The organism is Bacillus sp. BB51/4 (assembly GCF_008368845.1).
In the GTDB taxonomy this organism is placed as follows: domain Bacteria; phylum Bacillota; class Bacilli; order Bacillales; family Bacillaceae_G; genus Bacillus_A; species Bacillus_A wiedmannii.
Genome location: NZ_QOSC01000013.1, coordinates 54,579 through 78,540, shown reverse-complemented (window position 1 = coordinate 78,540; position 23,962 = coordinate 54,579). Strand labels below are relative to the sequence as shown.

The following is a 23,962-nucleotide window of genomic DNA, read 5'->3' as shown; positions in this document are numbered from 1 at the left end:
TCCCCACTAAATATAAAAGCAAATAATTCGAATCTTTAACACTTATTTTTCAACTAAAAAAATAAGTGTATATAATACACCCTAAAACTAGCACTAAAATTACTAGCGCTGTACCTTTCCAATTCATACCACCCGTCATATCCACTGGACTACCTGATTCAGCTCTGTTGAATCCATCATGTAAAGAACCGGTAGGATTATTTTTCAATTCACTTTGCCTTATACGTTCCCTGTTTTCTTCTGGTGACTCTTTTTTCATACGATCGCCTCCAAATGAATACACGCTTTACTAAATTATACATTATTACTTTTCTTTTATATGAAAACTGAAAAGATATTTACAACAAAAAAAGCTAGCAATGCTAGCTTTTTTTATAGTTCTATATGTTCTTCTTTATTTACAGTAATTCCTCTATGATCGATTTCTAGCTCACACACTTTCATAGACGTAAATACTCTCGCTAATTGCTCAGCAATTTCTTGACGTTTATCATATGGCGTCAATATAAAAATGGATGGACCTGCACCACTAAGCGCTGTGCCGTATGCGCCAAACTCTTTTGCACATTTACGAATTGATGGTAATAGCGGTACGAGTTCTAAACGATACGGCTCGTGAAAATGATCTCTTTCCATCATTTCACCTACAACTTCCCACTTCTTTTGACAAAACGCAGCTACTAATACGTTGCTGATTGCACTAGCCTTAACTGCTTCATGAAATGGAAACACATCTGGTAATACAGATCGGCTTTCCTCTGTATTTAACTCTTCATTTGGAATAAGAGAAATTACACCTAATTCCTTACTTTCAATTCTTACAACCGAAACATTCTTTCCATCAAGTGCTCCGATTACAGTTCCTCCTAATATAGAAGCAGCAACATTATCTGGATGTCCTTCAAAATTTGTAGCAATTTGAACTTTTTGATCAGTCGTTAAGTTCAAATTGCCAAGTTGATTCGCAAGCTCTATCCCTGCTACAATGGCTGATGCACTACTTCCTAGTCCTCTTGTAAGCGGGATATTACTAGTAACTTCTATTATATGGGGTAATAAAGAAGGACTCACTTTACATGCCGTGCTAACGATTAAATTTTTATCGTCTGTCGGAATTGACTCCTCAAAGGAATGAATTACTTGCCATTTATCAGCTTTTTCTTTTACCACCACATCTAAATATAATGACAAAGCTATTCCTACTGAATCAAATCCAGGTCCAACATTCGCTGTACTAGCAGGAACACGAATACTTAATGGTATCACGACATAATCACCCCTTTTATATGCTCTTTAATTTGTTCTATATCATTTGAAACACTTGCAATATCTAATGTATTAGAAGAGATTGCGATATCAGGATCTTTCAACCCATTTCCAGTTAAAACCGCAACAACTGTCTCTCCTTTTTTGATTTTTCCAGATTGAACATGTTTAATAACGCCGGCTAATGAAGCATTTGATCCTGGCTCAGCGAAAACCCCTTCTGTTTTTGCTAATAATCTATACGCATGTAATATTTCTTCATCTGATACCATATCTATTTCACCGTGAGATTGTTCGGCAGCCTCTACAGCATATGACCAACTCGCTGGGTTACCGATGCGAATTGCTGTTGCAATTGTTTCAGGTTCTTCAATGACATGTCCTTTTACAATAGCAGCTGCTCCTTCCGCTTCAAACCCGTGAATTCTTGGCTTCTTATAGCCTTTTTCTTTCTCATATTCACAGAAACCTTTCCAGTACGCTGTAATATTTCCAGCATTTCCAACAGGAATCGCTAAAACATCTGGTGCACTTTGCAACTGGTCACAAATTTCAAATGCTGCTGTTTTCTGCCCTTCAATTCGATAAGGATTCACTGAGTTTACTAGTGTAATCGGCTCTTCAGCAGCAATATTTCTTACAGCCTTAAGTGCATCATCAAAATTTCCTTCTATTGAAATGATTTCAGCTCCATAGGCGACTGCTTGCGCTAATTTTCCATGTGCAATCTTTCCTTCAGGGATTACGATTATACATTTCATTCCAAGGCGTGCCGCGTATGCTGCGGCCGATGCCGAAGTATTACCTGTGGATGCACAAATAATTGCCTCCGAACCTTCTTCTTTCGCCTTCGCAACAGCCATTACCATACCACGATCTTTAAAAGAACCTGTCGGATTCGCTCCTTCATACTTACCGTATAACTGAATTCCTAATTGTTTTGATATATTTAATAACGGAATAAGCGGTGTATTTCCTTCCATTAAGCTCACATCAGGTGTATTTTCATTCACCGGTAAATAAGAAGCATACTGTTTTAATAATCCTTTATACATATTGTTTTTCCTCCTCAATAATGTAATAACTGTTTATTTCACTTGCGACATCTTCTATCGCTCCTAGTACTCGTTCGAATTGATACTTTGAAGTTTGATGTGTCACAACAACGACTTCTGCAAGTTCACGATTTAAAGGTAATTGAATAACTTCTTTTAAACTTACAGAATAATTAACGAAACATTCTGTTATTTTTTGTAACATCCCAGGTTCATCTCGTAATGAAATACGTAAGAAATATTTCGAAACGACTTCTTCATCTCCTTGTAACTCGTATGGCTCTGGTTCTTTTAACGCACTTTTATTTTTCGGAACTTGATTCATATTTTTAACGATTGAAATAATATCACTTACAACAGCAGAACCAGTCGGTAACTTCCCAGCTCCAGGTCCGTAAAACATTACTTCCCCTACTGCTTGACCGTGAACATACACTGCATTAAATTCATTATTTACATTCGATAATGGATGATGACTTGGTAAAAGAGTCGGTTCTACACTTAAATGAATGGCTGACCCTTGTTTCTCTGCTTTACCAATTAATTTCATAGTAAATCCTAACTTTTCAGCCATTTGTAAATCTTCTTTTTCGACCTTTCGAATCCCTCTTACTTGCACATCATCTAAAGAAACATTCATCGAAAAACCTAAGTTTGCAAGAATGGCTACCTTTCTCGCCGCATCTAACCCATCTACATCCGCTGTTGGATCCGATTCTGCGAAACCTAATTTTTGTGCTTCTTGTAATGCCTCTTCATACGACCATCCCTTTTGACTCATCTTTGTTAACATATAATTTGTTGTGCCATTTACGATTCCCATTATTTTTTCAATTTGATCTGAAGCTAATCCGTCTGTTAATCCCCTTAACACCGGAATACCGCCCGCTACACTTGCTTCATAACATAGATCACAATCATTTTCGTTCGCCAGGTGGAGAAGTTCCGCACCGTATACAGCCATTAAATCTTTATTTGCTGTTACGACATGTTTCTTATTTCGTAAAGCCTTAACAATGTGCTGCTTCGCTTCTTCAATTCCGCCCATTACCTCTACTACAATATCAATATTTGAATCATTTAGAACTTCATCGACATGACTTGTTACTACAATTCCATCAATACAAACATCACGTTCTTTTTCTAAGTCACGTACAACGACTGTCTTTACCTTCACTTCATACCCTGTATCAAGTGCAATTTTTTTATAATGTTCTTTCAAAATATGGACAACACCACTTCCGACCGTACCTAAGCCTAACACCCCAACATTAATAACGTTATTCATCTTCTAATCTCCTCCTACAATTTTATTTTTTATCTTTATCAATCACCTTGCTCTGCTTTTTAATCATGCAGGTGGTGGTTATTTCCGTACGTACAAATCGTTTCATTTTACTGCACCTCCTTTCAAAGTAAAAAAACACACTCATCCCTAGGAAAGGGACGAATGTGTTTTCGTGGTTCCACCCTTGTTCCAATCCAGACTTATTTCCTTCTAGATTGCTCAAGTTCAGATAACGGCTGATTCCGTCAATAATTACTAGATTACTCGTTCACTATTGAAGTTCAAAGGTGGTAAAACCATTTCTCGTGTTAGGAAGCTCACACCCTTGGCTCCCCTCTCTGTAAACCGTAAAAATGATTTCATGTCCTTATCGTTACTTTTTCGTTCATGTTTATTTGTTAACTCATTATACTCGCATAAAAAACAAAATCAATACTATTTTTTGATTATTTTTAATTTTCAATCTTCACATCCATAAAAAAACACACTCATCCCTAGGAAAGGGACGAATGTGTTTTCGTGGTTCCACCCTTGTTCCAACCTAGACATATTTCTCCCTAGATTGCTCAAGTTCAGATAACGGCTGATTCCGTCAATAATTACTAGATTACTCGTTCACTATTGAAGTTCAAAGGTGGTAAAACCATTTCTCGTGTTAGGAAGCTTACACCCTTGACTTCCCTCTCTGTAAACCGTAAAAATGATTTCGTGTCCTTATCGTTACTTTTTCGTTCATGTCTATTTGTTAACTTATTATAGTTATCAACTTTTCAAAAAGCAAGCCTATTTTTACTAAAAATTTTCAAAATCATTTTTTATTGTATTTCAAAATAACATTATGCAACTACCACTTGATTTACCTATTTTGTTATTTCTCCAGTTTGTAAATCAACGATTCTTATATGAATATCACATTCTAAAATGTGTACATATTCACCTTACAAAACTATATCTATAAAGTTTTTTCAATACAATCTTTTCGTATAGCTTTCTTCTAAAGAGCGTGCAACATCTTCTTCAGAAGTATTTACTTTCGCATGCTCCAGCAACATTTTTGCTGCTGAAGGTAACTCTTTTTTATTCAACCATGATTCTGGATCCCACATCTTAGATCGGATAAAAGCTTTTGCACAATGAATATAACACTCTTCTATTTCAACGACAATTCCAAGTAACGGATTGCGTCCATTCGCCTGCATTTCTTGCAATATCTCTTCGTCGTTTGTAATATACGCTCGGCCGTTTATCCGGAGCGTCTCCCCAAGGCCTGGAATAAAAAAGAGTAACCCTACGTGCGGATTTGAAATAATATTCAAAATGGAATCTATACGACGGTTACCTGGTCTTTCTGGAATGATAATTTGATTATTATTTAATACGTATACAAATCCAGGTGCGTCACCTCTCGGCGAAGCATCGCACTCTCCTAATTTATTTGCAGTAGACAATACTAGAAAAGGAGATTTTGACAAAAAATCTATGCAATGGTGGTCTAATGATGAAATAACTTTCTTTAACGCTCGCTCACTTGGTTGCCCCAATATTTTCCGTAATTCTTCCTCTGTTGAAATAATCGATTTTATTTCTTTACTCTCTATCCCCACTATTAACCACTCCGTTTTTCTTTATTTTCCCAAAATTCAATACAAATATTGTATAATAAAATTTGCAGAAAGGGGAATTTAAATGACAGAGTGGTTAACAATATTTGATCCTGAAAGAAATACACTTGGGAAGAAATTGCGTGATGAAGTGCATCGTGACGGTGATTGGCACGAAACATTTCATTGTTGGTTTGTAGAAAAAGATGATGAAGATATGTTCTTATATTTCCAATTACGCTCTAAAAATAAAAAAGAAGCTCCGGGTATATGGGATATTACTTCAGCCGGACATATTATGCATGATGAAGATGTACAAATTGGTGGTCTTCGTGAAATTAAAGAAGAACTGGGGCTTTCTTTTCAAACGACTGAGTTAGCATACAAAGGCATCTTTAAAATAGATTATGAAATTTCAAATCTTACAGATCGCGAGTTTTGTCATATGTATTTTCACAATGTCATCAATCCACTTCCATTCGCACCAGGTGAAGAAGTAGACGATGTGATGAAAGTACATGCAACTTCTTTTCTACAACTACTAAAAAGAGAGATTTCATCTTTTACAGCTATTTCTGTTTTAAGCAATAAACCGATAACGATAACATTTGAAGATATTTATCCATATGATGTTGCATACTATGAATTTGTTATAGAGCAAGGAAAAGACTTACTAGAAAATAATAATTTATAAATAAGATAGGGCTCCCATTTTAAAGTACTTAGGAGTCCTATTCTTAATAGTGGATGATTGACAATACCCGACTAATTTAAACTCCACTTTATTTTCTCTCTTTCGATGTTTGGAACATACTTGGCAGCGTTACAAAACGTGCCCCTTTCGTTTTTAACTGCGGAATAATTTTGTCTAGCGCCTCTACAGATCCTTGTAAATGCCCACCTGGAGTCGAATGCTGAAGTATGACACTGCCAGGAAATGAATTCCCTAACACATTATTTGTAATTGTGTCCGCACCTACACCTTTCCAATCAACTGTATCAACACTCCACTGTACAATCATAAAGTTTTGCTCTGTTGCCCACTTCAATTGATTTTCAAGTATTTCACCGTATGGCGGACGTATAAACTTAGGAGCATAACCAGCTAAACGATTTAATATTTCTTCTGTTTTTATAATTTGATTACGGTACTCAGTATCATCTACTTTCGCTAAATTTGGATGACTATACGTATGATTACCAATTACATGCCCCTCACTCGCAATACGCTTTACTACGTTCGGATACTTTTCTGCGTTTTCACCAAGTAAGAAAAAAGTAGCTTTTACATTATAGTGTTTTAACTTATCTAAAATTTTCGGCGTAAATTCTAAATCTGGTCCATCATCAAATGTAAGAGCGACTTCCGCTTTATTGTACGGTCCTGAAAATGCGTACGCATATTTTTCGACCCACGAAAATGGTGTCCACGATCCACGCTCATATGCTTTCATTTGTACTGTATAGTTTTGAGGGATATATGTGTATGGCAATGAGCTCATATAGTCTCCATAATAAAATGAGTGATATGGCATATAGGCGTAAGAAACATCTCGTTCTAGTCCCCATTCATATGGGGCAAACATTTCTGACGAATAAAAATAATACATGATAAAAACCTCCCTAAAATTTCATATGTGATTCATCTGCACTTTGTTAGAGAAATTATTATTCATGAACAAAAATAAGACTGTCCGTAATTAGGACAGTCTTACTACTTTGCAATATTAATAAATCGATGTACTATCTTTCGGCAATGCTTTCACATGTTTTAAATAGCTTGTCACTCTGTCATCATCACCTTGAGGATATTGATACCCATATGTGTTAGCAATTTCGTTCGCAACTTTTCTAAATAAATCGCCCATTACAAAAAATGACTCCCATATGTTTTCATATTCAGCATTCGAATAGGTCCGTTTAAAATGCTCCCACATATCTTTTTCAATATATTGCTCGAAATGCTTTCCAAACTTACCTGTATTAACTGTAAAGTCTGTTTTCATACCAATATGCCATTCTAGCATTACAATGAACATATCTCGTACTGGACCATCGAGCATCCCTTTCGCATAAGAAAGTTCTTCTCTCCATAGTCCTTTCCCTACATTCGTACTACACCACCAAAATTCATTACAGCAATCTAAAAACTCTTTTTCTGTAGGCTTTTGTATTAAGTAATCCCTATCGCTTGCTGGTGGAAATTCATCAATACAATTATCTTTATCCAGAAGCAGTTCACTTAAACTATCTTGTCCAACAAACTTATTTATCAAATCACATGGAACTAGCATTAAATCAATTCGATTTCCATCCATAAACTGCATTAAATACGGAAATTTCCCGTCTTCATCTGCTGGAACTAATGACATTTCTTCTGGCATTTGTACAATCATTATTTCTCCAAATATACGTATCCAATTATGATTAGACGTAAAAGAGCGTATATCTTTTACAACATACATAATATCATAGTCTTGAAAACAATCTTTTTTCACATGTGGATTTACACGTGACCCATTCATGATGACAACTCGAATTCTTTCATCCTCTTTTGCTGTATTAATAATTAAGTCTAACATTTCTTTTTCAGTTCTCATCTATTCCTAACCTCCAATGTTTATATAAACTTATATTTCCAAGTATGTTGGAGGTCCACGAGGTAGCTGCGTTGTACACCATACATGTTATAATTTTTGAAATTTCTTTTTCATCTTTTTATCTCCTTTCATCATTCTTTTACGACTGCCATTACAAACCCATCGTATCCTTTACTTCCGACAGTTTGAAGCGCAGTAGCACTTACACGTGGCTCTGCAGCTATTAATTCATAGAAGCGACGTATCCCTTGTACGCGAGGATCGTTACTCGTATTGTCAATAACTTCTCCTTCACGTACTACGTTATCACCAATAATTATAGTACCAGGGCGTGATAGTTTCAGTGCCCATTCAAAATAGTTAGGGTTATTTTGTTTATCAGCATCTATGAAAATAAAATCAAATGGTTTATAATTCTCATTTTCGATTTGCTGTAAAGAATCTAAAGCTAATCCTGTTCGCACTTCAATTATATCATTCAAATTGGCACGCTCAATATTGCTACGTGCAATTTCAGCATGCTTTTCATTTGCCTCCAATGTAACAACTCTGCCTCCCAATGGCAATCCCCTTGCAAGCCATACCGTGCTATATCCGCCTAGAGTACCAATTTCCAAAATGTTTCGAGCTCCTTGAATTTGTACTAATAGTTGCAAAAACTTCCCTTGCGTTGGCGATACATCATGTGCTGGTAAATTAGCTGCAGCGTTTGCTTGAAGTACTTCTTCTAATGTAGAATCTTTCGGTATTAATACATCACTCACATATTGATCAACAGCCGTCCATTTCTCAATCATACTCATGAAAATACCATCCCTTCAATTTTTCAATGCTTTTCTACTATTCACTTTTGATTATAACGAAAATTCTGTCTTATATACAAAAAATAAAGAAGGGACATCCACTCCATTACAGAATAAATATCCCTTCTTTGCTTATAATTTTAACCCTTATGGATTAGTAGACCAAAGTCCAGCTGATTTAATAAATGTACGTTTATTTAATTTCAGCTGCGCTACGATAAACTCTGCAATATCTTCTGCTTGCATTACTTTATCCGGATTTCCATCAGTTAATCCTAAATCTACAGCCATGTCAGTTGCTACTGTACTTGGAGTTAAAGCAGTTACACGAATGTTATGTTTACGAACTTCCATCGCTAACGATTCTGTTAAGCCAAGAACACCAAATTTAGAAGCACTATATGCACTTGTTACAGGTGCACCTTTTTGTCCTGCTGTAGATGAAATATTAATAATATCACCAGATTGTTGTTCAATCATACTTGGTAAAGCTGCACGAGTTGCATAGTACACACCCATTAAGTTTACTTGAATGATTTTTTCCCAATCAGCAACGTCTAGTTCTAAAAACTTACCGAATTTAGAAATACCAGCGTTATTAATTAAAATATCGATAGATCCTAAACCGGTTTTTAACGTTTCAATTGCAGTCGTTACCTCTTCATATGAAGATACATCAGCAGTCGCAATAACAGCTTTTACGCCTTCTGCTTCTACTTCTTTCGCTACAGCTTTTAAGTTTTCTTCTGAACGAGCTAAAAGACCTACGTTTACGCCTTCTTTCGCTAATGCAATCGCTACAGCACGACCAATCCCTCTACCTGCTCCTGTAATTAAAGCATTTTTGCCTTGTAATAATTCTGCCAAGTATAACACTCCTTAATCGTCTCAGTTGTTTATTATTATATTAAAAGTGTAACTATATTTATGTAAAAAGGCAATGATGCACTTTCATGTGCGTAGGTTACCTGTGGGTAACTATAATATTTTTTATAAGTCTCACATGTTTTATCATCATTCATGTAAAATAAAAATAAATCCAGCATAGGGGAGTGTATGTGTATGAAAAGAAAAAAATGGTTCTTGTCACTAACTGCAGTCGGACTATGTATCATATTTTTTGCGATGTACTTTATATTTGGTAATCCACTACATTATAAAGTAATAGAAAAAGATACTAGCAATTATCTCCATACTATAAAAAACTATAAGCAAGAAGAAATACAAAGCATAACTGGAAAATATACTCCCATTTATAATATCGGCTATTATGCAGAGGTAGTATATAAAGACGAACCCTATTTTACATACTCTTATACATACGATAATAATAATAAAATAATACAAGACAATGGCATTTTAGGAAGACATACTGAATCATTTGAGCATCTTAATTTAAATTGGTCACTGTTCGACCAATTAATAAGAGGTATTCATACAAACTTACAAGAAAGAGGTTTAAGTGAAAAAAAGGATTATTCTATACGAAGCGTTCAATTCATTGATATCGATGATGATAAAAACGGTGCAGAAGCATATGTTAACTTTAAGAAAGATACAAAATCAGATTATTCATACCGTATGAATAACGAAGGAAAGGCTTATCAATATAGTTGCAGTAACGGGGAATGTATTTTTAAAGAGAAATAGTGTTAGAAGATATCCTCCTAACACTATTTTCCTTCATTATTCGGAATACACACAATAAATTCTGCGCCATTCCCTTCCTCACTCTCGACTTTTATTTCTCCTTGATGAAGGTCGAGTACTTTTTTTACGATGGCCAAACCTAAGCCACTTCCTCCATAAGTACGATTTCGTGAAGTGTCCGCTTTATAAAAACGTTCAAAAATATGTTGTTTCTGTTCTTCGGATATACCAATTCCCGAATCGCGAATACGTACTTCCACTACTTTCTCATGTTTTTGTAACTGGATTGTAATTGTGCCACCACTTGGCGTAAATTTAATACTATTATGAATTAAATTAATCCACACTTGACTCATACTTTCTTGGTCAGCAATAACATTTACTTTTTCTAAATCCAGTTCTAATTCAATTTCTTTTTCAGCCCAGAGCGGTTCACTATTTAATACAATTTGCTTTAACTGTTGATCTAATCGATACGCCACTCTTTCTGGTGTATACTCTTCCGCCTCTAAAAGAGTTAGTTTCAGTAAATTTTGACTTAGTTTAGATAATCTCGTCGTTTCCGTTTCAATAATGGTAAGATAATGCTTTCGTTTTTCCTCGGAAAGATTGTTATCTTGTAGTGCTCTAGCAAAACCTTTTATAGATGTTAATGGTGACTGTATTTCATGAGAAACATTCGATACAAATTCCTGACGCATTTTCTCCATCGCATTTAGTTCATCTGTCATATCGTTTATACTTTTTACGAGCACACCAATTTCTCCATCATACTTTTCTTCATTATGTATTTTTACGGAAAAGTCTCCTTTTGTAATTTTTTGTATCGGTTCAATTATAGTCCAGATCATTGCCTCTCGTTTTGGTCTCATTAATATCCCAATCAATGTCCAAATAAGAACAATAAATACAAAACCGACCATATAGCTAATTAGAAAGGCCACAAACGACGATACGTTTACTTCAAAAGCATTCAATATACTAGTTGCTACATAAAATGCGATAGACCAAATTATAGTGAGAAAAGAAAAGAGCGCTATTATCGCTCCCGTTACTTTCAACATCTTCAACTTACTCATTCTTTTTCTTTTTCTCATTTACTTACCTCTAAGCGATACCCTAAGCCTCTTATCGTTTTAATACTGAACTTCGACTTCTCTTCTTGAAACTTCTCACGTAGCCGATTAATATGAACGTCTAGTGTACGTTCATTCCCTTCAAAATCATATCCCCATACATCTTCAATTAATTGCTCTCTCGAACAAGTTCTTCCTACTTTAGAACCTAGAGTAAAGAGCAATTCGAATTCTTTTAGCGGTAATGTAACTATTTGTTCTCCAATTGTAACTTCAAATGTTTTACGATTTAACAGTACATTTCCAACTTGAATCGATTGCGATACTGTAATTTGGTAACGTTTCAGTAGTGCCTTTACTCTCACTACTAGTTCTATCGGATCAAATGGTTTTACAAGATAATCATCCGTGCCAAGGTAAAATCCTTTTACTTTTTGGGACGTCTCCCCTTTAGCAGTTAGTATCAAAATCGGAATATCATAGTACTTCCTTAATTCAAAACATACATCAAATCCATCCATATTCGGCATCATGATATCAAGAATAACCATATCAACTTTTACTTCGTCTATTTTCTTAAGTGCATCTAGTCCATCAATTGCCTCATATGTTTGAAAACCTTCTCGTTCTAAAAATACAGAAACAAGTTCTCTAATATGCGGATCGTCGTCCACTATTAAAATGTTAGGTATCAAAGAAACCATTTCCCTTCTAATTAGCATCCTTTATAAAGCTTTTAAAAATGAATAATCAGTGGAGTACATACCCCACTGATTATTCATTTTATAATGCACCCTCTTTAATTTTCAATTGTTGCGTTGCAAATTCACGATACATATCATGTGTCTGTAATAATTCATCATGTGTACCGCTTCCTGTAAGATTCCCTTTTTCTATAAAGATAATTTTATCTGCATCTACAACAGTAGAAAGTCTATGTGCAATAACTAACGTTGTTCTGCCTTTCATTAAGTTATTTAATGCCTTTTGAACGACAGACTCGGATTTACTATCTAGACTAGAAGTTGCTTCATCTAACATAAGAATTTGTGGATTTCGAAGTAACGCTCGAGCAATCGCAATTCGTTGTCTTTGCCCTCCAGAAAGCTTCACACCACGTTCTCCAACTTCTGTTGCGTATCCGTTTGGCAAATCATGAATAAATGCATCAACATATGCCATTGCTGCTACTTTTTCAATTTCTTCATCTGTCACTTCGCCCTCAACACCGTAACAAATATTATCACGAATCGTTCCATCAATTAACGGACTATCTTGTGAAACGTAACCAATTTGACGTCGCCATGACTGTAGTGAATAATTCTTAATTGAGTCTTTTCCTAATTTAATGGCACCGCTAGTTGGCTCGTAAAAACGTTCTAACAGTGAGAATAACGTCGTTTTCCCACTACCACTTGGTCCTACAATTGCTGTTACTTTACCTGATTCAATTGTGAAATCAATATTCTTTAAAACTTGCTCTTCTTCGTTATACTCGAAATATACATTTTCAAGAACGATTGGCTGCTTAGCATTTGTGACTTTCACACCAGTTTCATGATCTTCTACTTCATATTCTAAAATTGTATTAATTCTTTCCGTTGCACCAATTGCCTTTTGGAATTGTGTAAAGAACATAGATAATTGACTCATCGGCATTATAATTTGAACTAAATATAAAATAAACGCTACTAGTTCTCCTGTAGTTAATGCACCGCTAGAAACTCGCATTCCACCATATCCTACGATAATAACAAGCAATGCCATTAAAACAAACGACATAACTGGTGAAATTAACGCTTGCACTTTTCCCTCTTTCAAACCAAATTGCAATAGCTTTTCAATACCTTTATTTCCAGTTTCATATTCCTTTTTTTCTGTGTTCGAAGATTTCACTAAACGAATTTCTGATAACACTTGTGTTAATACACTAGTAAAAGAAGCCGTTTCATCTTGAAGTGCTTTTGAAATCTTATACATTTTTCGTCCAAGTGGAACTAAAATGAGTACTGATAACGGAATAACCGTTAAAAGTAAAAGTGTCATTTTCCAGTCTAAAACAAATAATACAATTAATGATCCAACAATTGAAATACCGCCTGTTAATAAATTTGACAAATGCTCAGAAATTAATGTTTTCACAACTCCTGTATCATTTGTCATACGGCTAATTGTATCGCCTGTTCTATTTTGATCATAATAAGTTACCGGTAAAATAAGCACCTTTTTCCACAAACGTTCTCTCAGTCCAGCTACAATCTTCTGCCCAATATAATTTAGTAAATAGATAGACAATCCTGCGGCTATAGTTTGCATAATAAAGAATGCAATTAGCCCAACAATTTGTCCTGTACTAATTGACGAAAGTGAAAAATTATCTACTAACCCTTTCGTTAACATCGGTATAAATAAACTAGCTCCCGTAGAAAGCAAACTCATTAATAAAGCAAAAGCAAGAATCCCTTTCGGAGGATTTGTATCTTGAATAAGGCGTAAAAACTGCCTCCAGCTCCCTTTTTTCTCTATCTCATTTCTAACTTCCATTTTTGTTCATCTCCTCATGTTAAACCAAACTGTTCTTTCTAAAAATAGAATACAATACAAATGTAAACTGAATGTAAACACACTTTTTCTATTTTTACAAAATATACATGCAAACGCATCTTTACAACAGATGTAAACATCTGATATTATTACCTAGTACTAAATATTATTCTATGCGAATTATAGATAACCAATTTACAATACTATATAAATCTCCCGTTATTGAAAGGAGTATCCTTTTTGCAAACAAATATACATTCCGAAAAGGAAACAATCATTTTTATTCATGGCTTAGTCGGCAATCGTCGTGCCTTCAAAAAAGAGCATAAACGATTTTCAGCCACCTATAACATTATAACTTACGACTTATTAGGTCATGGCGATGATAAAGGTGCAGATATCGAATTTTCATTACAGCGCCTCGTAGATCAATTATTGAATTTATATGAAAAAGAAGGCATTCAAAAAGCTCATATTTGCGCTCTAAGTTACGGCTGTTATATCTCTACAATTTTTGCACAAATGCATCCAGAAAAAGTATTGAGCATTTGTCACATTGGTGGACATTATAATAATCCATCCCTTTTATATAACGTATTTCAAAAGTTCTGGGAGAAGCGAGGAGACGAGTACTCTAAATGGCTCTCTCAATACGCAAATACCATTTTCCCAAGTGGCATGCTAAAAGCAAATCCGTTCGCAGTCATTTCAAGAAATATTTATTACCGTTTCGGATTGCAATTGCATTCATCAATTATTGCCCAATCATTACGGCATCGTTTAGAATTCGATTTAAAATCTAAATTGAAATCACTTCCCCACCCTATTCTATGGGTAATGGGTGAACATGATCATCTCTATAAATCTTGTCTTTTTGATTTGAAATCCATTCTTCCTAACGTTTTATATAAAGAAATACCGCTTGCAGGACATGCAGCAAACTTATTTCGCCCGAACTACTTCCATGACCTATACGCTCGATTTTTAAATGGGAAGTTACAGTAAAAACTACTACATTCCCAATTTATTCAACTATAAAAAGGCTTCCCAAGTTTCCCTGGAAAGCCTTTTCTCTATACGAAAAGTATATAAACTACTTTTTCTTAGTATGCTTTTGTGTAACCTAACATGTGCTTGCTCCAGTAAGAGTTACTTACAGAACTAATACGTACACCAGTTGCATCCGTTTCTGCACTAATGAACTGACCGTTTCCTAAGTAAACACCCATGTGAGAAGGACCTGATTTATAAGTATTTTGGAAGTATACTAAATCACCTGGTTGTGGATTGCTAGTTTTTGTTTTAGAGCTCCAGTATCCAGCAACTGTTTGACGAGCGCCTTTATGACCAGTTTGATTTAATACGTAGTGAATGAATCCACTGCAATCAAAACCAGCAGGTGTTGTACCAGCAGTTCTGTATGGTGAACCATTTAAAGATCTAGCGAATCCAGCGATTGAAGATGTATCTCCACCTGTTGTTGGTTTTTGTACGTCTTTACCTGGTTGTTGAACGTTATTTGTAACGTTATTGTTATTTGTAACGTTGTTTACTCCGCCTTTTACAAACTTAACGAAGTCTGCACTTACGTAACCTGTACGGCCGTTATGGTTAATTTTGTACCAACCATTTTCAGCGCCAGTAACGTTTAATACTTTACCTTGTGTTACGCCACCGATTACAGCGTTGTATGTAGCTGGGCCTGTACGTACTTTTAAAGCACCAGTGTTAACAACATAAGAACCACCAGTTTGAACTGTAGTAGTATTGTTGTTTGTAGTTGGTTGTTGTGTTTCGTTAGATACAGCAGAACCACCTTTTGTTACGAAGTCTTTGCTTACGTATCCAGTTCCACCATTGAAGTTGATTTTAAACCAATCTTGTACTTCACCTACAACTTGTACTGTTTTACCTTTATTTACAGAGCCTAATACTGTATGAGATGTACTTGGGCCTGTACGTACGTTAAGTGAAGAAACGTTTACTGTGTAAGTACCAGTTCCTTGTTGAACAGTAGTTCCTGTTTTACCACCAGTCGTTACGAAGTCACCACTTACATAACCAGTTTGACCGTTTACAGTTACTTTGAACCAACCGTTTTCTTGTCCAATTACTTGTAGTACTTGACCTGATTTCACTTTAGAAATAACGTTATGTCCTGTACCAGCACCTGAACGTACATTTAATACATCAGCTGTTACCGTGTATTTTAATTCAGAAGTTGTTTCTACCTTTTTTGTTTCAGTTACAGTCGTTTGAGTTTGAGTTTGTCCATTAATTTCTTTTAGCGCTTCATTTGAAACTTGTGCCTGAGCAGAATCCATACCTGGAACTGCAACACCTACTACTGAAGCTGCTGCTAAACCTGCAATTACTTTTTTCATAAGTTGTCTTTACTTCCTTTCCCTACTATCCTCTTTAAAAAACTTATAAACTTAATACTTTACAATATTATTAAAGTAAAATATTCATTAAGTTCCATTTTTTAACAAGAGTTTTATTTTTCACACAGAGTTCATTTTAAATGAATGAAGTGTATTCCGTGTGAACTTCATGTGAACTTTACCATTAAACTTATTGTTTTTGCAATGCTTTTTTCAATTCTCTTATGTATTTCATTGAAAATTCGACATTCCATTCATTATCTTAATATACATTGTCTATCCACTTTGAAAAACCCTATTCATCTAATCCAATGCAAAGAATATATTTCCTAGTAAAGCTCCTCCCATGAAGCATACTCTTATCATGACAAAAAATACTTTTTTTATCAATAGTATAATATTTTTAGAAAACTATTTTTGATACTATCTATCACTTATAAAAGATTTGACGATTTGTAAGATTTAACTTCAAAAATTCTGTTCTAATTTGGCGAAAACACACACACCACTACCTACTTTTCACCAACTATGGAATTTATAGGATATTTATATTATCATATATATAGTGGTATTTTAATCAATACAAATTTTATTTACCCTACACTGAAACCTATCGAACTTTTACAGGGCGGTACATTGAATTTTAAGATGGAAGTCTTATTGCCTGCAAATATTGGGATTAAAGAAGGAGGTATATTTATGAAAAACATAATAGATGATCCTATAAATAAAAATATAGAATTATACTATGCTTTTTTTCAATTCGTTTCAATTATTACCTTACAAAAAATATCAACTATTGAAACACGTAAAAACGAATTAAAAGATCAGATGAAAAATTCCTATCAAAAAAATCCTTATTACTTATAAAAGGTGAACAGGTTGTATCCCTGTTCACCTTTTATCTCGCATTATTTATAAATTTTCACACGATTTTCTAAAGGTTGGTATTCTTTTTCACCTGCAGTTACCACCGGTTTACCAAACGGCATTTGCGCAGTAAGTTTCCAGTTTCCTGGAACTTCCCATTCTTTTCTCACTTCTTCATCAATTAATGGATTGTAATGCTGCAATGTAGCACCAAATCCTTCAATTTCTAAAGCTGTCCAAATTGCAAATTGTAACATTCCTGAGGATTGCTGTGACCACGTTGGGAAATTCTCTTTGTATAATGCAAAGTTTTCTTGCAGTTCTTCCACTACTTGACTGTCTTCAAAGTATAAAACCGTTCCATAACCACTTTTAAATGCATTCATTTTTTCTTCGGTAGATGCAAAGTTATTTTCAGGTACAATTTTTCGTAACGTTTCTTTCGTAATATCCCATAACTTATCATGTTGTTCTCCTAGCAAGACGACAACGCGGGCGCTCTGAGAGTTAAAAGCTGAAGGTGTATGTTTTACAGCATGATAAATCACTTCTTGAATTTTTTCATCAGAAACTACTTGCTCTTTACTAATCGCGTAAATAGATCTTCTGTCTTCAATTGCTGAGTAAAAATCTTTTGCCATCATAATTCCCTCCAATTTTCATTTGAGGCTTTTTCATATGTATACATCATGTTCCGCCTCTTAAAACTTATCATTAATAAGCTTCTAACTTTATACTATCAACAAACAATAATAAACTCAAATAATAACACTCACATTTTTTACCTTTTTACTTCCTAATACTAACAATAAAAAGGTTAGTATTAGGAAGTAACAACAAATTGCCTTTCTGATATGATGATCCAACTCAGTATTTCACTTAATTAACTAAGCCAAATGCATAAGACATTAGCTTGTTCGTCTCTGTAAAACGCTTCGTTTTACCTTTCGTTCCCATTACAACAGTAATAATACGAGTATCACCTTGTTTTGCTGTACCCGTAAAACAATACCCCGCGCTATCTGTAAATCCTGTTTTTAATCCGTCTATTCCTTCTATATATAAAGCTTTATTATTTTTGTTTAACATATCATTTGTACTTACAACATTAATATTATTAAATGCTAACTGACTTTGACGTAAGTGAGTCACTTCTAATATTTCTGGATAGTCTTTTATTAAATGATACGCCAAGTTTGCTACATCAGCAGCCGTCATCTTCGTCTCACTTCCATCAGGTTCTTGTAGTCCTGACGCATTTGCGAATTTAGCATAATCCGACATTTTTAACTGCTTTGCTTTTTCATTCATAAGCTGAACGAAATCTTTCTCTGTTTTTGCCATATGTTCTGCTAAAGCTACAGCCGAATTATTTGCTGATTCAATCATTAATGCATGGTACAAATCTTTAACAGTTAATGTGTCATTCACTTGGACTGGGATTCTCGCACCCTCTGTTTGTGCCGCTTTCGCACTCATTTTCACTGGATCTTCCCAGCGAACTTTCCCATTATGTACATTTTCTAATAGAAGGTACGCTGTCATCATCTTAGACATACTTGCTGGCGCAAAAGCTTCATTTTCATTATGTTGATAAATAATATCTCCATTACTCGCATCGATAATCATAGCTGCTTTTGCATCAATTTCCGGTGGTATGTACTTTGGTGGCACTACTTTTTCAGTTAATCCTGTTTCAGGTAATTCTGCCACTTGTAAAGGTGGTCCCTCTGCACTTGCTGTACTCTTTTGAGTTCCTTGGAATAAGAACCAACATACCCCTAAAATAAAAACTAATAGGATCGTTATCCTTCCCCATTTTAACCGCTTCATTTCAAAACTCCTTTAGCAAACCTTTTATACACTCACACTCAACCATAACAACTTTCCCTTTATATCGTCAAGGTAAAAAGCATATTTATTCATCTATAGCAATTATTATTTCAATGCATTTATGTTACAATAAAAACACTGAAATATAAGAATATTCATCGATAAATCCTCATAAATAAAATTTTTAAAATAGAAGGGATTCATGCAAATGATACTTCCAAAATCATTAAAATACGGAGACACAATTGGGATCTACTCACCTTCTTCACCAGTAACCTACACTTCTCCCAAAAGATTCGAACGCGCAAAATCTTACTTACTTCAAAAAGGATTTCATATATTAGAAGGTTCACTAACAGGTCGATATGATTATTATCGTTCTGGAAGCATACAAGAACGTGCAGAGGAACTAAATGACTTGATAAGAAACCCTGATGTTTCTTGTATCATGTCAACTATTGGCGGTATGAATTCTAATTCATTATTACCTTATATTGACTATGATGCTTTTCAAAATAATCCCAAAATAATGATTGGCTATTCAGATGCAACCGCTTTATTACTAGGGATTTATGCTAAAACAGGAATTCCTACATTTTACGGTCCGGCGCTCGTTCCCTCTTTTGGAGAGTGTGAGCCTTTTGTAGATTATACATACAAATATTTTGTAGAAACATTACTACATGATCAAATGCTTCCTTACAACATAAAACAACCTTTATTTTGGTCAGATGAATTTATTAATTGGGAAGAGAAGACGAAAGAAAAAGAACTTAGACCAAACAATTGGATTTCTGTAACAAATGGACAAGCTACTGGACGTATTATTGGAGGGAACTTAAATACAATAGAAGGAATTTGGGGTAGTCCTTATATGCCATGTATTCAAGATGGGGATATTTTATTTATTGAGGATAGTTCAAAAGATGCAGCTACTATTGAAAGAAGCTTTTCATTACTTAAAGTTAACGGCGTATTTGATAAAGTTTCAGGTATTATTCTTGGAAAACATGAGCAGTTTGATGATTGTGGTACAAATCGCAAACCTTATGAAATATTATTAGAAGTAATGCAAAATCAAAGAATTCCTTTATTAGCTGACTTTGATTGTTGTCATACCCATCCGATGATCACTATGCCGATAGGTGTTCAAGTGAACATGGATGCAACTAATAAAACAATACATATTTTAGAAAAATGGAAGATATAAAAAAACACTTATATTATTAGGAAGAAAATATTATAAACTTTTCCATTAGAAAACATAAAAAAGCTCCGTTCATCACAAAACGGAGCTTTTTATTATTGTCCTAAATTTTGAACCTTCTCTTTCAAATCACGAACTTGATCAATCGTCTGCATAAGCTCAGAGTTTTTAAATTGCTCTACATCCACTTTTCCTTCTTCTATCTTCGTCATTGCCGTATCAATTAATGTATTTAACTTTTCGTTATATCCGACGATTTGCTGATGAAGATCCTTTGCTACATCAGGTGGTGTTAATTCATTGAAAGCGGGTATATCTTGTTTAATTTCACTAAGCTTCGTTTCTAACTCTTTTCGAGCTTCGCTATCATTAACAGCCTTTTCAGCTAATGCTGGTGCATCATTTGCAAATGCACTTATTTCATTTACATAGTCTGTCGCTTTTTGAGCATAATCTATGGAGTTCTTTCCTTGCTCTACTAGTGAACATCCCATTAAACCAATTGAAACTATAAACACTAATAAAATTGATTTGATTTTCATTTTAGACTCCCTTCGCCTTTATAATTGTCTGCAATTTTCTCTATGCATAACTTCTAGCTAAATTACTTATAACCTTTTTCAAATAGCTATTTACCCTCTTACATGCCCTATTATCGTTACAACATCTATTTCTATATTTACGCTAATAATATCTTCAATTATATCCATATATCCTTGTCCTATAGCTGTTCCATAGTGTAATGTAAGCCCCTTCTTTTCATACACTGACTTTGGCACCGAAAAAATAAACCTCCTCAAGTTACTTTCATCAGCTGGTTCCATAATTAAAACAATCCCATCCTCATCAAACATATACGCTCGCCCTCCAACTTTACATTCACTATGGCTCAGTATTGCCTTTGTCAGCTAAATTTAAAACAAAAAAATAAGTTGCACATCGCTCTATAATTAAAATAAGAAGCATTAATTCTTTTTTTTAAGTTTAATGCTTCTTCAAAACTTTGATTTAATTGTCCATAATCCGTATTATACGAATTATTTCAATTCCCCTCAATTCTTCATTTCCGGACAATATAGAGTACATCAGTTTCAGATAAACCAAATTTCCTCGCACTTTTCATTCCTTGTTTTTCAGCTATGTTATACAATTCCACCTTAAATCCTACATTCATTAATCGTTGTATAAATCCTGATTGATTATAAATTCTTACATGTTCTTCATGACCAAAAGCTAATTTTCTCAATTTTGGCGTTAAAATTAATTCATTCTCTATAATAATATCTACATTCATTACGATTGGAGCTTGAATAATTCCCCATCCATTTGTTTTTAATACTCTATATAACTCTCTCATCGCTTTTTCATCATCTTGAACGTACTGTAATACATGACCACATAAAATCACATCAAATGTATCATTTTCATATGGAATTCTAGTAACATCAATTTCCTGCATTAATGGATCCTTTGGTTCAATATCTCCACACACATATATAATATTTTTATACTGAGCAAACCAACTTCTTAACTTCGCTTCTGGTGCAATATGAAGCATAGTATCATTTCCACTTAATAAATCCGTTTCCATTTCAATATATACACGATATAACCTTTCACGGTCCATCGAATCACATACCGGACAAATCCCCGTATCTTTATTCCACATCTCGAATTTATATTTTGGAAAAGCGTAATGTTCTGGCCAAGGTGAAAATTTTTCAAATTGTTGATTGCAAAATTGACAATAGCAGACTTCTTTCTCAAATATACGATTAACTAGCTTATTTAGTTCCTTCTCTATCTTTTCATTATCAATTTGATTTAATTGACTATTTTTTACTACATCCTTAATTATTAAAACCGCATTTTCCAAACAATTAGTTAAACACTCTTTATAATCTTGCTCACAATTTAAAAACCCACTATTATATGCATCTATTATTAATTCAATCCATTCTTCAATTGTCTTTAATGTAAATTGCATTTGTTTTTGATTTTCCCCACTATGTTGTCTAAAATAACTAAGGGGTTCCTCTATATAAACTACTTTTCCTTTCTTCATCATATCTAGCCATGTTGCAATGTCATTAATAGCAGAGTAAGCCTTCCCCTTAAAACACCCAAAATCCCCTCCCAAAAATTTTCGATTAAATAGAACTGTTGTAGGCTCACCAACTACATTTTTTAAGTTTTTTAACATATAATCCCCTAATTCTTTCCCTTCAAAAAGTGTAGTTTCTTTGGCGATTTTCATATTCAATGTTGATGGTGATAATACTTTTCCATTCTCATCAATTAATTCACGATATGACGTCACAAACGAAATGTTTTCTAGACTAAAAAAACAGTTCATCATTCTTTTAATCTTTTCAGGATGAAATAAGTCATCATCTAATAAAAAGTTTATATAATCTCCATTTGCAAGTTCTATACACTTATTAAAGTTCTCTGCTTCTAATCGAGGTTTATTTTTAACATATGTAATACATTCATATTCACTTAAATATGGTTGGATCATCGCTTGAATTTCACCGTTTGTACTATCGTCAGAAATTATTATTTCAATATTTTCATATGTTTGATTCAAAGCACTTTTGAGAGCTAATTCCAAGTAATGAGGTTTATTATAGGCAGGAATAAGTATACTGACTTTCGGTAAATGAGAGTTGTTATTCCGATACTGTTTTTTCTTTTCTATATTTATTTCCTTTCGCTTAATTTGTCGGTAGTAGTCTAATGTATATAATATTGATGATGGAACTAATTTTTTTGCATAGTCTAGGAAATTAGTTATCGCTTTATATAACTCTTTTTCAGTAGATAAAAAACCATACTTTTCTCCAACTATAATACTATGTGAAAAATCCTCTACTCCATCCATAAGTTTATTAGATTCATTCAACTGTTGACCTGAATGTAATCGGAAGTAACTAAGTGTCTCTGCTATATATACTGCTTTTCCTTTACTTAATAAAGATAACCATGAGGCTATATCTACATTACATAGATACCTCCTCTTATCAAAAATCCCATACGGTTCTTGTAAATCATTTTTACGAAATAAAACTGTTGTCGGTTCTCCAATATAATTTTTTTGATCCACAATTACCCTATTTCCTAATTCTGTTCCCTCTATAATCGTATCCTCTTCAAATAAACGGACAGTTGAATAAATATGTCGTAGTTCTTTCCCTTTATCATCAATTACTTGACGATGAGATGTTACAAGCTTGATTTCATTATCTAAATCATTGGAAAAATACTTCATCATTTTTTCAATTTTATTCATATGAAATATATCATCATCCATTAAAAAATTTATATACTCACCGTTCGCTTCATTAAATAACATTAGCGCATTTTCAAATTGTCCGAGAGTTGACCTGTTTTTTATATAAATAATATTTGAATGATCACATAAGTATTTTTGTAACACATTTTCCGTTTCGTCATTCGTGCTATCATCTCCAACAATAATTTCTATATTAGAATATGTTTGTTGTAATACACTACACAATGCTTTTTCAAAGTAGCCAGGACGATTATAAGTAGGAATTAATACACTTACCAACGGAATTCGATCTATCGCCTCTTCACTTTTTTCAAAACGATTCCCCATCTTTTCCCTCCACCTTTTCGCATATTATTTATATACGCGACATAATATCACATTACTTAAACCGTATGAAACCTTTATACTTTTATGCAAGCCCATAACAAAATATCCTACTTTTCACTCCAAAATATACATATTCAATAATTTAAGCATTTGATTAACTGTT

The 23,962-nt window shown here is 34.0% G+C and carries 23 protein-coding genes and 2 other annotated features; of the genes, 5 read left to right on the top strand and 18 right to left on the bottom strand.

All coding sequences use genetic code 11. The annotated features are described in order from the left end of the window. Positions 1-49: 49 nt before the first annotated feature. The 5 genes from DN392_RS17575 to DN392_RS17555 form a co-directional block, all read right to left on the bottom strand. Positions 50-259 carry a DUF6366 family protein gene (locus DN392_RS17575; RefSeq protein ID WP_000712287.1) on the bottom strand — a complete coding sequence of 70 codons (210 nt, stop codon included), beginning with the start codon at positions 257-259 and terminating at the stop codon, positions 50-52. Positions 260-372: 113 nt separating this feature from the next. Beyond that, positions 373-1,266: a homoserine kinase gene (gene thrB / locus DN392_RS17570; protein WP_000612661.1), complete on the bottom strand. Its 894-nt coding sequence runs from the start codon at positions 1,264-1,266 to the stop codon at positions 373-375. Next, positions 1,263-2,321, bottom strand: coding sequence for a threonine synthase (thrC, locus tag DN392_RS17565; protein ID WP_000276441.1), 1,059 nt, complete (start codon positions 2,319-2,321; stop codon positions 1,263-1,265). The genes thrB and thrC overlap by 4 nt, the downstream gene beginning before the upstream one ends. Next, a complete protein-coding gene (locus DN392_RS17560; protein WP_048566552.1) occupies positions 2,314-3,609 on the bottom strand; it encodes a homoserine dehydrogenase in 1,296 nt (431 codons plus the stop codon). Before DN392_RS17560 ends, thrC begins: the two co-directional genes overlap by 8 nt. A 151-nt stretch (positions 3,610-3,760) precedes the next feature. Next, positions 3,761-3,992, bottom strand: a binding site (T-box leader). A 115-nt stretch (positions 3,993-4,107) separates the two neighbouring features. Continuing rightward, positions 4,108-4,339: a binding site (T-box leader), on the bottom strand. 235 nt (positions 4,340-4,574) lie between these two features. Beyond that, positions 4,575-5,213, bottom strand: coding sequence for a pyridoxamine 5'-phosphate oxidase family protein (locus DN392_RS17555; protein ID WP_000510736.1), 639 nt, complete (start codon positions 5,211-5,213; stop codon positions 4,575-4,577). 82 nt (positions 5,214-5,295) lie between these two features. Between DN392_RS17555 and DN392_RS17550 the strand changes: the two genes are divergently transcribed. Then, positions 5,296-5,904, top strand: a complete 609-nt coding sequence (locus DN392_RS17550; RefSeq protein WP_088321519.1) for an NUDIX hydrolase — start codon at positions 5,296-5,298, stop codon at positions 5,902-5,904. An 88-nt stretch (positions 5,905-5,992) separates the two neighbouring features. On the opposite strand, the gene DN392_RS17545 is transcribed toward DN392_RS17550, so the two are convergent. The 4 genes from DN392_RS17545 to DN392_RS17530 all read right to left on the bottom strand — a co-directional run bounded on the left by DN392_RS17545 (position 5,993) and on the right by DN392_RS17530 (position 9,480). After that, a complete protein-coding gene (locus tag DN392_RS17545; RefSeq protein WP_088321520.1) occupies positions 5,993-6,820 on the bottom strand; it encodes a peptidoglycan-N-acetylglucosamine deacetylase in 828 nt (275 codons plus the stop codon). Positions 6,821-6,937: 117 nt separating this feature from the next. After that, entirely contained in the window at positions 6,938-7,810 is an 873-nt protein-coding gene (locus DN392_RS17540) for an aminoglycoside 6-adenylyltransferase (protein WP_088321521.1), read from the bottom strand. A gap of 131 nt (positions 7,811-7,941) precedes the next feature. Then, positions 7,942-8,613: an O-methyltransferase gene (locus tag DN392_RS17535; RefSeq protein WP_088321522.1), complete on the bottom strand. Its 672-nt coding sequence runs from the start codon at positions 8,611-8,613 to the stop codon at positions 7,942-7,944. A 147-nt stretch (positions 8,614-8,760) separates the two neighbouring features. Beyond that, positions 8,761-9,480, bottom strand: a complete 720-nt coding sequence (locus DN392_RS17530) for a 3-ketoacyl-ACP reductase (protein WP_000818988.1) — start codon at positions 9,478-9,480, stop codon at positions 8,761-8,763. Between the two features lie 195 nt (positions 9,481-9,675). On the opposite strand from DN392_RS17530, the gene DN392_RS17525 reads away from it, so the two are divergent. After that, a complete protein-coding gene (locus tag DN392_RS17525; RefSeq protein ID WP_061671822.1) occupies positions 9,676-10,263 on the top strand; it encodes a DUF3139 domain-containing protein in 588 nt (195 codons plus the stop codon). A gap of 23 nt (positions 10,264-10,286) precedes the next feature. Here the strand turns inward: DN392_RS17525 and hitS are convergent, their stop codons facing one another. From hitS to DN392_RS17510, 3 genes are all read right to left on the bottom strand, one after another. Beyond that, positions 10,287-11,360 (bottom strand): envelope stress sensor histidine kinase HitS, encoded by a 1,074-nt coding sequence (gene hitS, locus DN392_RS17520; RefSeq protein ID WP_001231636.1) that lies wholly within the window; start codon positions 11,358-11,360, stop codon positions 10,287-10,289. Beyond that, positions 11,357-12,034: a response regulator transcription factor gene (gene hitR / locus DN392_RS17515; protein WP_218824843.1), complete on the bottom strand. Its 678-nt coding sequence runs from the start codon at positions 12,032-12,034 to the stop codon at positions 11,357-11,359. Before hitR ends, hitS begins: the two co-directional genes overlap by 4 nt. 88 nt (positions 12,035-12,122) lie before the next feature. Next, positions 12,123-13,883: an ABC transporter ATP-binding protein gene (locus DN392_RS17510; RefSeq protein WP_048566554.1), complete on the bottom strand. Its 1,761-nt coding sequence runs from the start codon at positions 13,881-13,883 to the stop codon at positions 12,123-12,125. Between the two features lie 240 nt (positions 13,884-14,123). On the opposite strand from DN392_RS17510, the gene DN392_RS17505 reads away from it, so the two are divergent. Then, entirely contained in the window at positions 14,124-14,888 is a 765-nt protein-coding gene (locus DN392_RS17505) for an alpha/beta fold hydrolase (RefSeq protein WP_001194295.1), read from the top strand. A 98-nt stretch (positions 14,889-14,986) separates the two neighbouring features. Here the strand turns inward: DN392_RS17505 and entFM are convergent, their stop codons facing one another. Continuing rightward, on the bottom strand, positions 14,987-16,267 hold the full coding sequence (gene entFM, locus DN392_RS17500) for an enterotoxin EntFM (protein ID WP_000755541.1): 1,281 nt from the start codon (positions 16,265-16,267) through the stop codon (positions 14,987-14,989). Between the two features lie 699 nt (positions 16,268-16,966). Between entFM and DN392_RS17495 the strand changes: the two genes are divergently transcribed. Then, positions 16,967-17,137, top strand: a complete 171-nt coding sequence (locus DN392_RS17495; protein WP_000789341.1) for a hypothetical protein — start codon at positions 16,967-16,969, stop codon at positions 17,135-17,137. 41 nt (positions 17,138-17,178) lie between these two features. Here DN392_RS17495 and DN392_RS17490 read toward each other — a convergent pair whose 3' ends face one another. Beyond that, positions 17,179-17,781 carry a nitroreductase family protein gene (locus DN392_RS17490; RefSeq protein WP_002108512.1) on the bottom strand — a complete coding sequence of 201 codons (603 nt, stop codon included), beginning with the start codon at positions 17,779-17,781 and terminating at the stop codon, positions 17,179-17,181. Between the two features lie 235 nt (positions 17,782-18,016). Beyond that, complete coding sequence (locus DN392_RS17485) at positions 18,017-18,970, bottom strand: D-alanyl-D-alanine carboxypeptidase family protein (RefSeq protein ID WP_000825872.1); 954 nt, start codon at positions 18,968-18,970, stop codon at positions 18,017-18,019. A 208-nt stretch (positions 18,971-19,178) separates the two neighbouring features. Between DN392_RS17485 and DN392_RS17480 the strand changes: the two genes are divergently transcribed. Continuing rightward, positions 19,179-20,180, top strand: coding sequence for a S66 family peptidase (locus DN392_RS17480; RefSeq protein WP_033658875.1), 1,002 nt, complete (start codon positions 19,179-19,181; stop codon positions 20,178-20,180). Between the two features lie 92 nt (positions 20,181-20,272). Here DN392_RS17480 and DN392_RS17475 read toward each other — a convergent pair whose 3' ends face one another. From DN392_RS17475 to DN392_RS17465, 3 genes are all read right to left on the bottom strand, one after another. Further along, positions 20,273-20,719 carry a DUF6376 family protein gene (locus tag DN392_RS17475; RefSeq protein ID WP_000695207.1) on the bottom strand — a complete coding sequence of 149 codons (447 nt, stop codon included), beginning with the start codon at positions 20,717-20,719 and terminating at the stop codon, positions 20,273-20,275. A gap of 90 nt (positions 20,720-20,809) precedes the next feature. Next, positions 20,810-21,031, bottom strand: coding sequence for a hypothetical protein (locus tag DN392_RS17470; protein WP_000459113.1), 222 nt, complete (start codon positions 21,029-21,031; stop codon positions 20,810-20,812). Positions 21,032-21,237: 206 nt separating this feature from the next. Next, positions 21,238-23,799, bottom strand: coding sequence for a glycosyltransferase (locus tag DN392_RS17465; RefSeq protein ID WP_088321559.1), 2,562 nt, complete (start codon positions 23,797-23,799; stop codon positions 21,238-21,240). Positions 23,800-23,962: the final 163 nt, after the last annotated feature.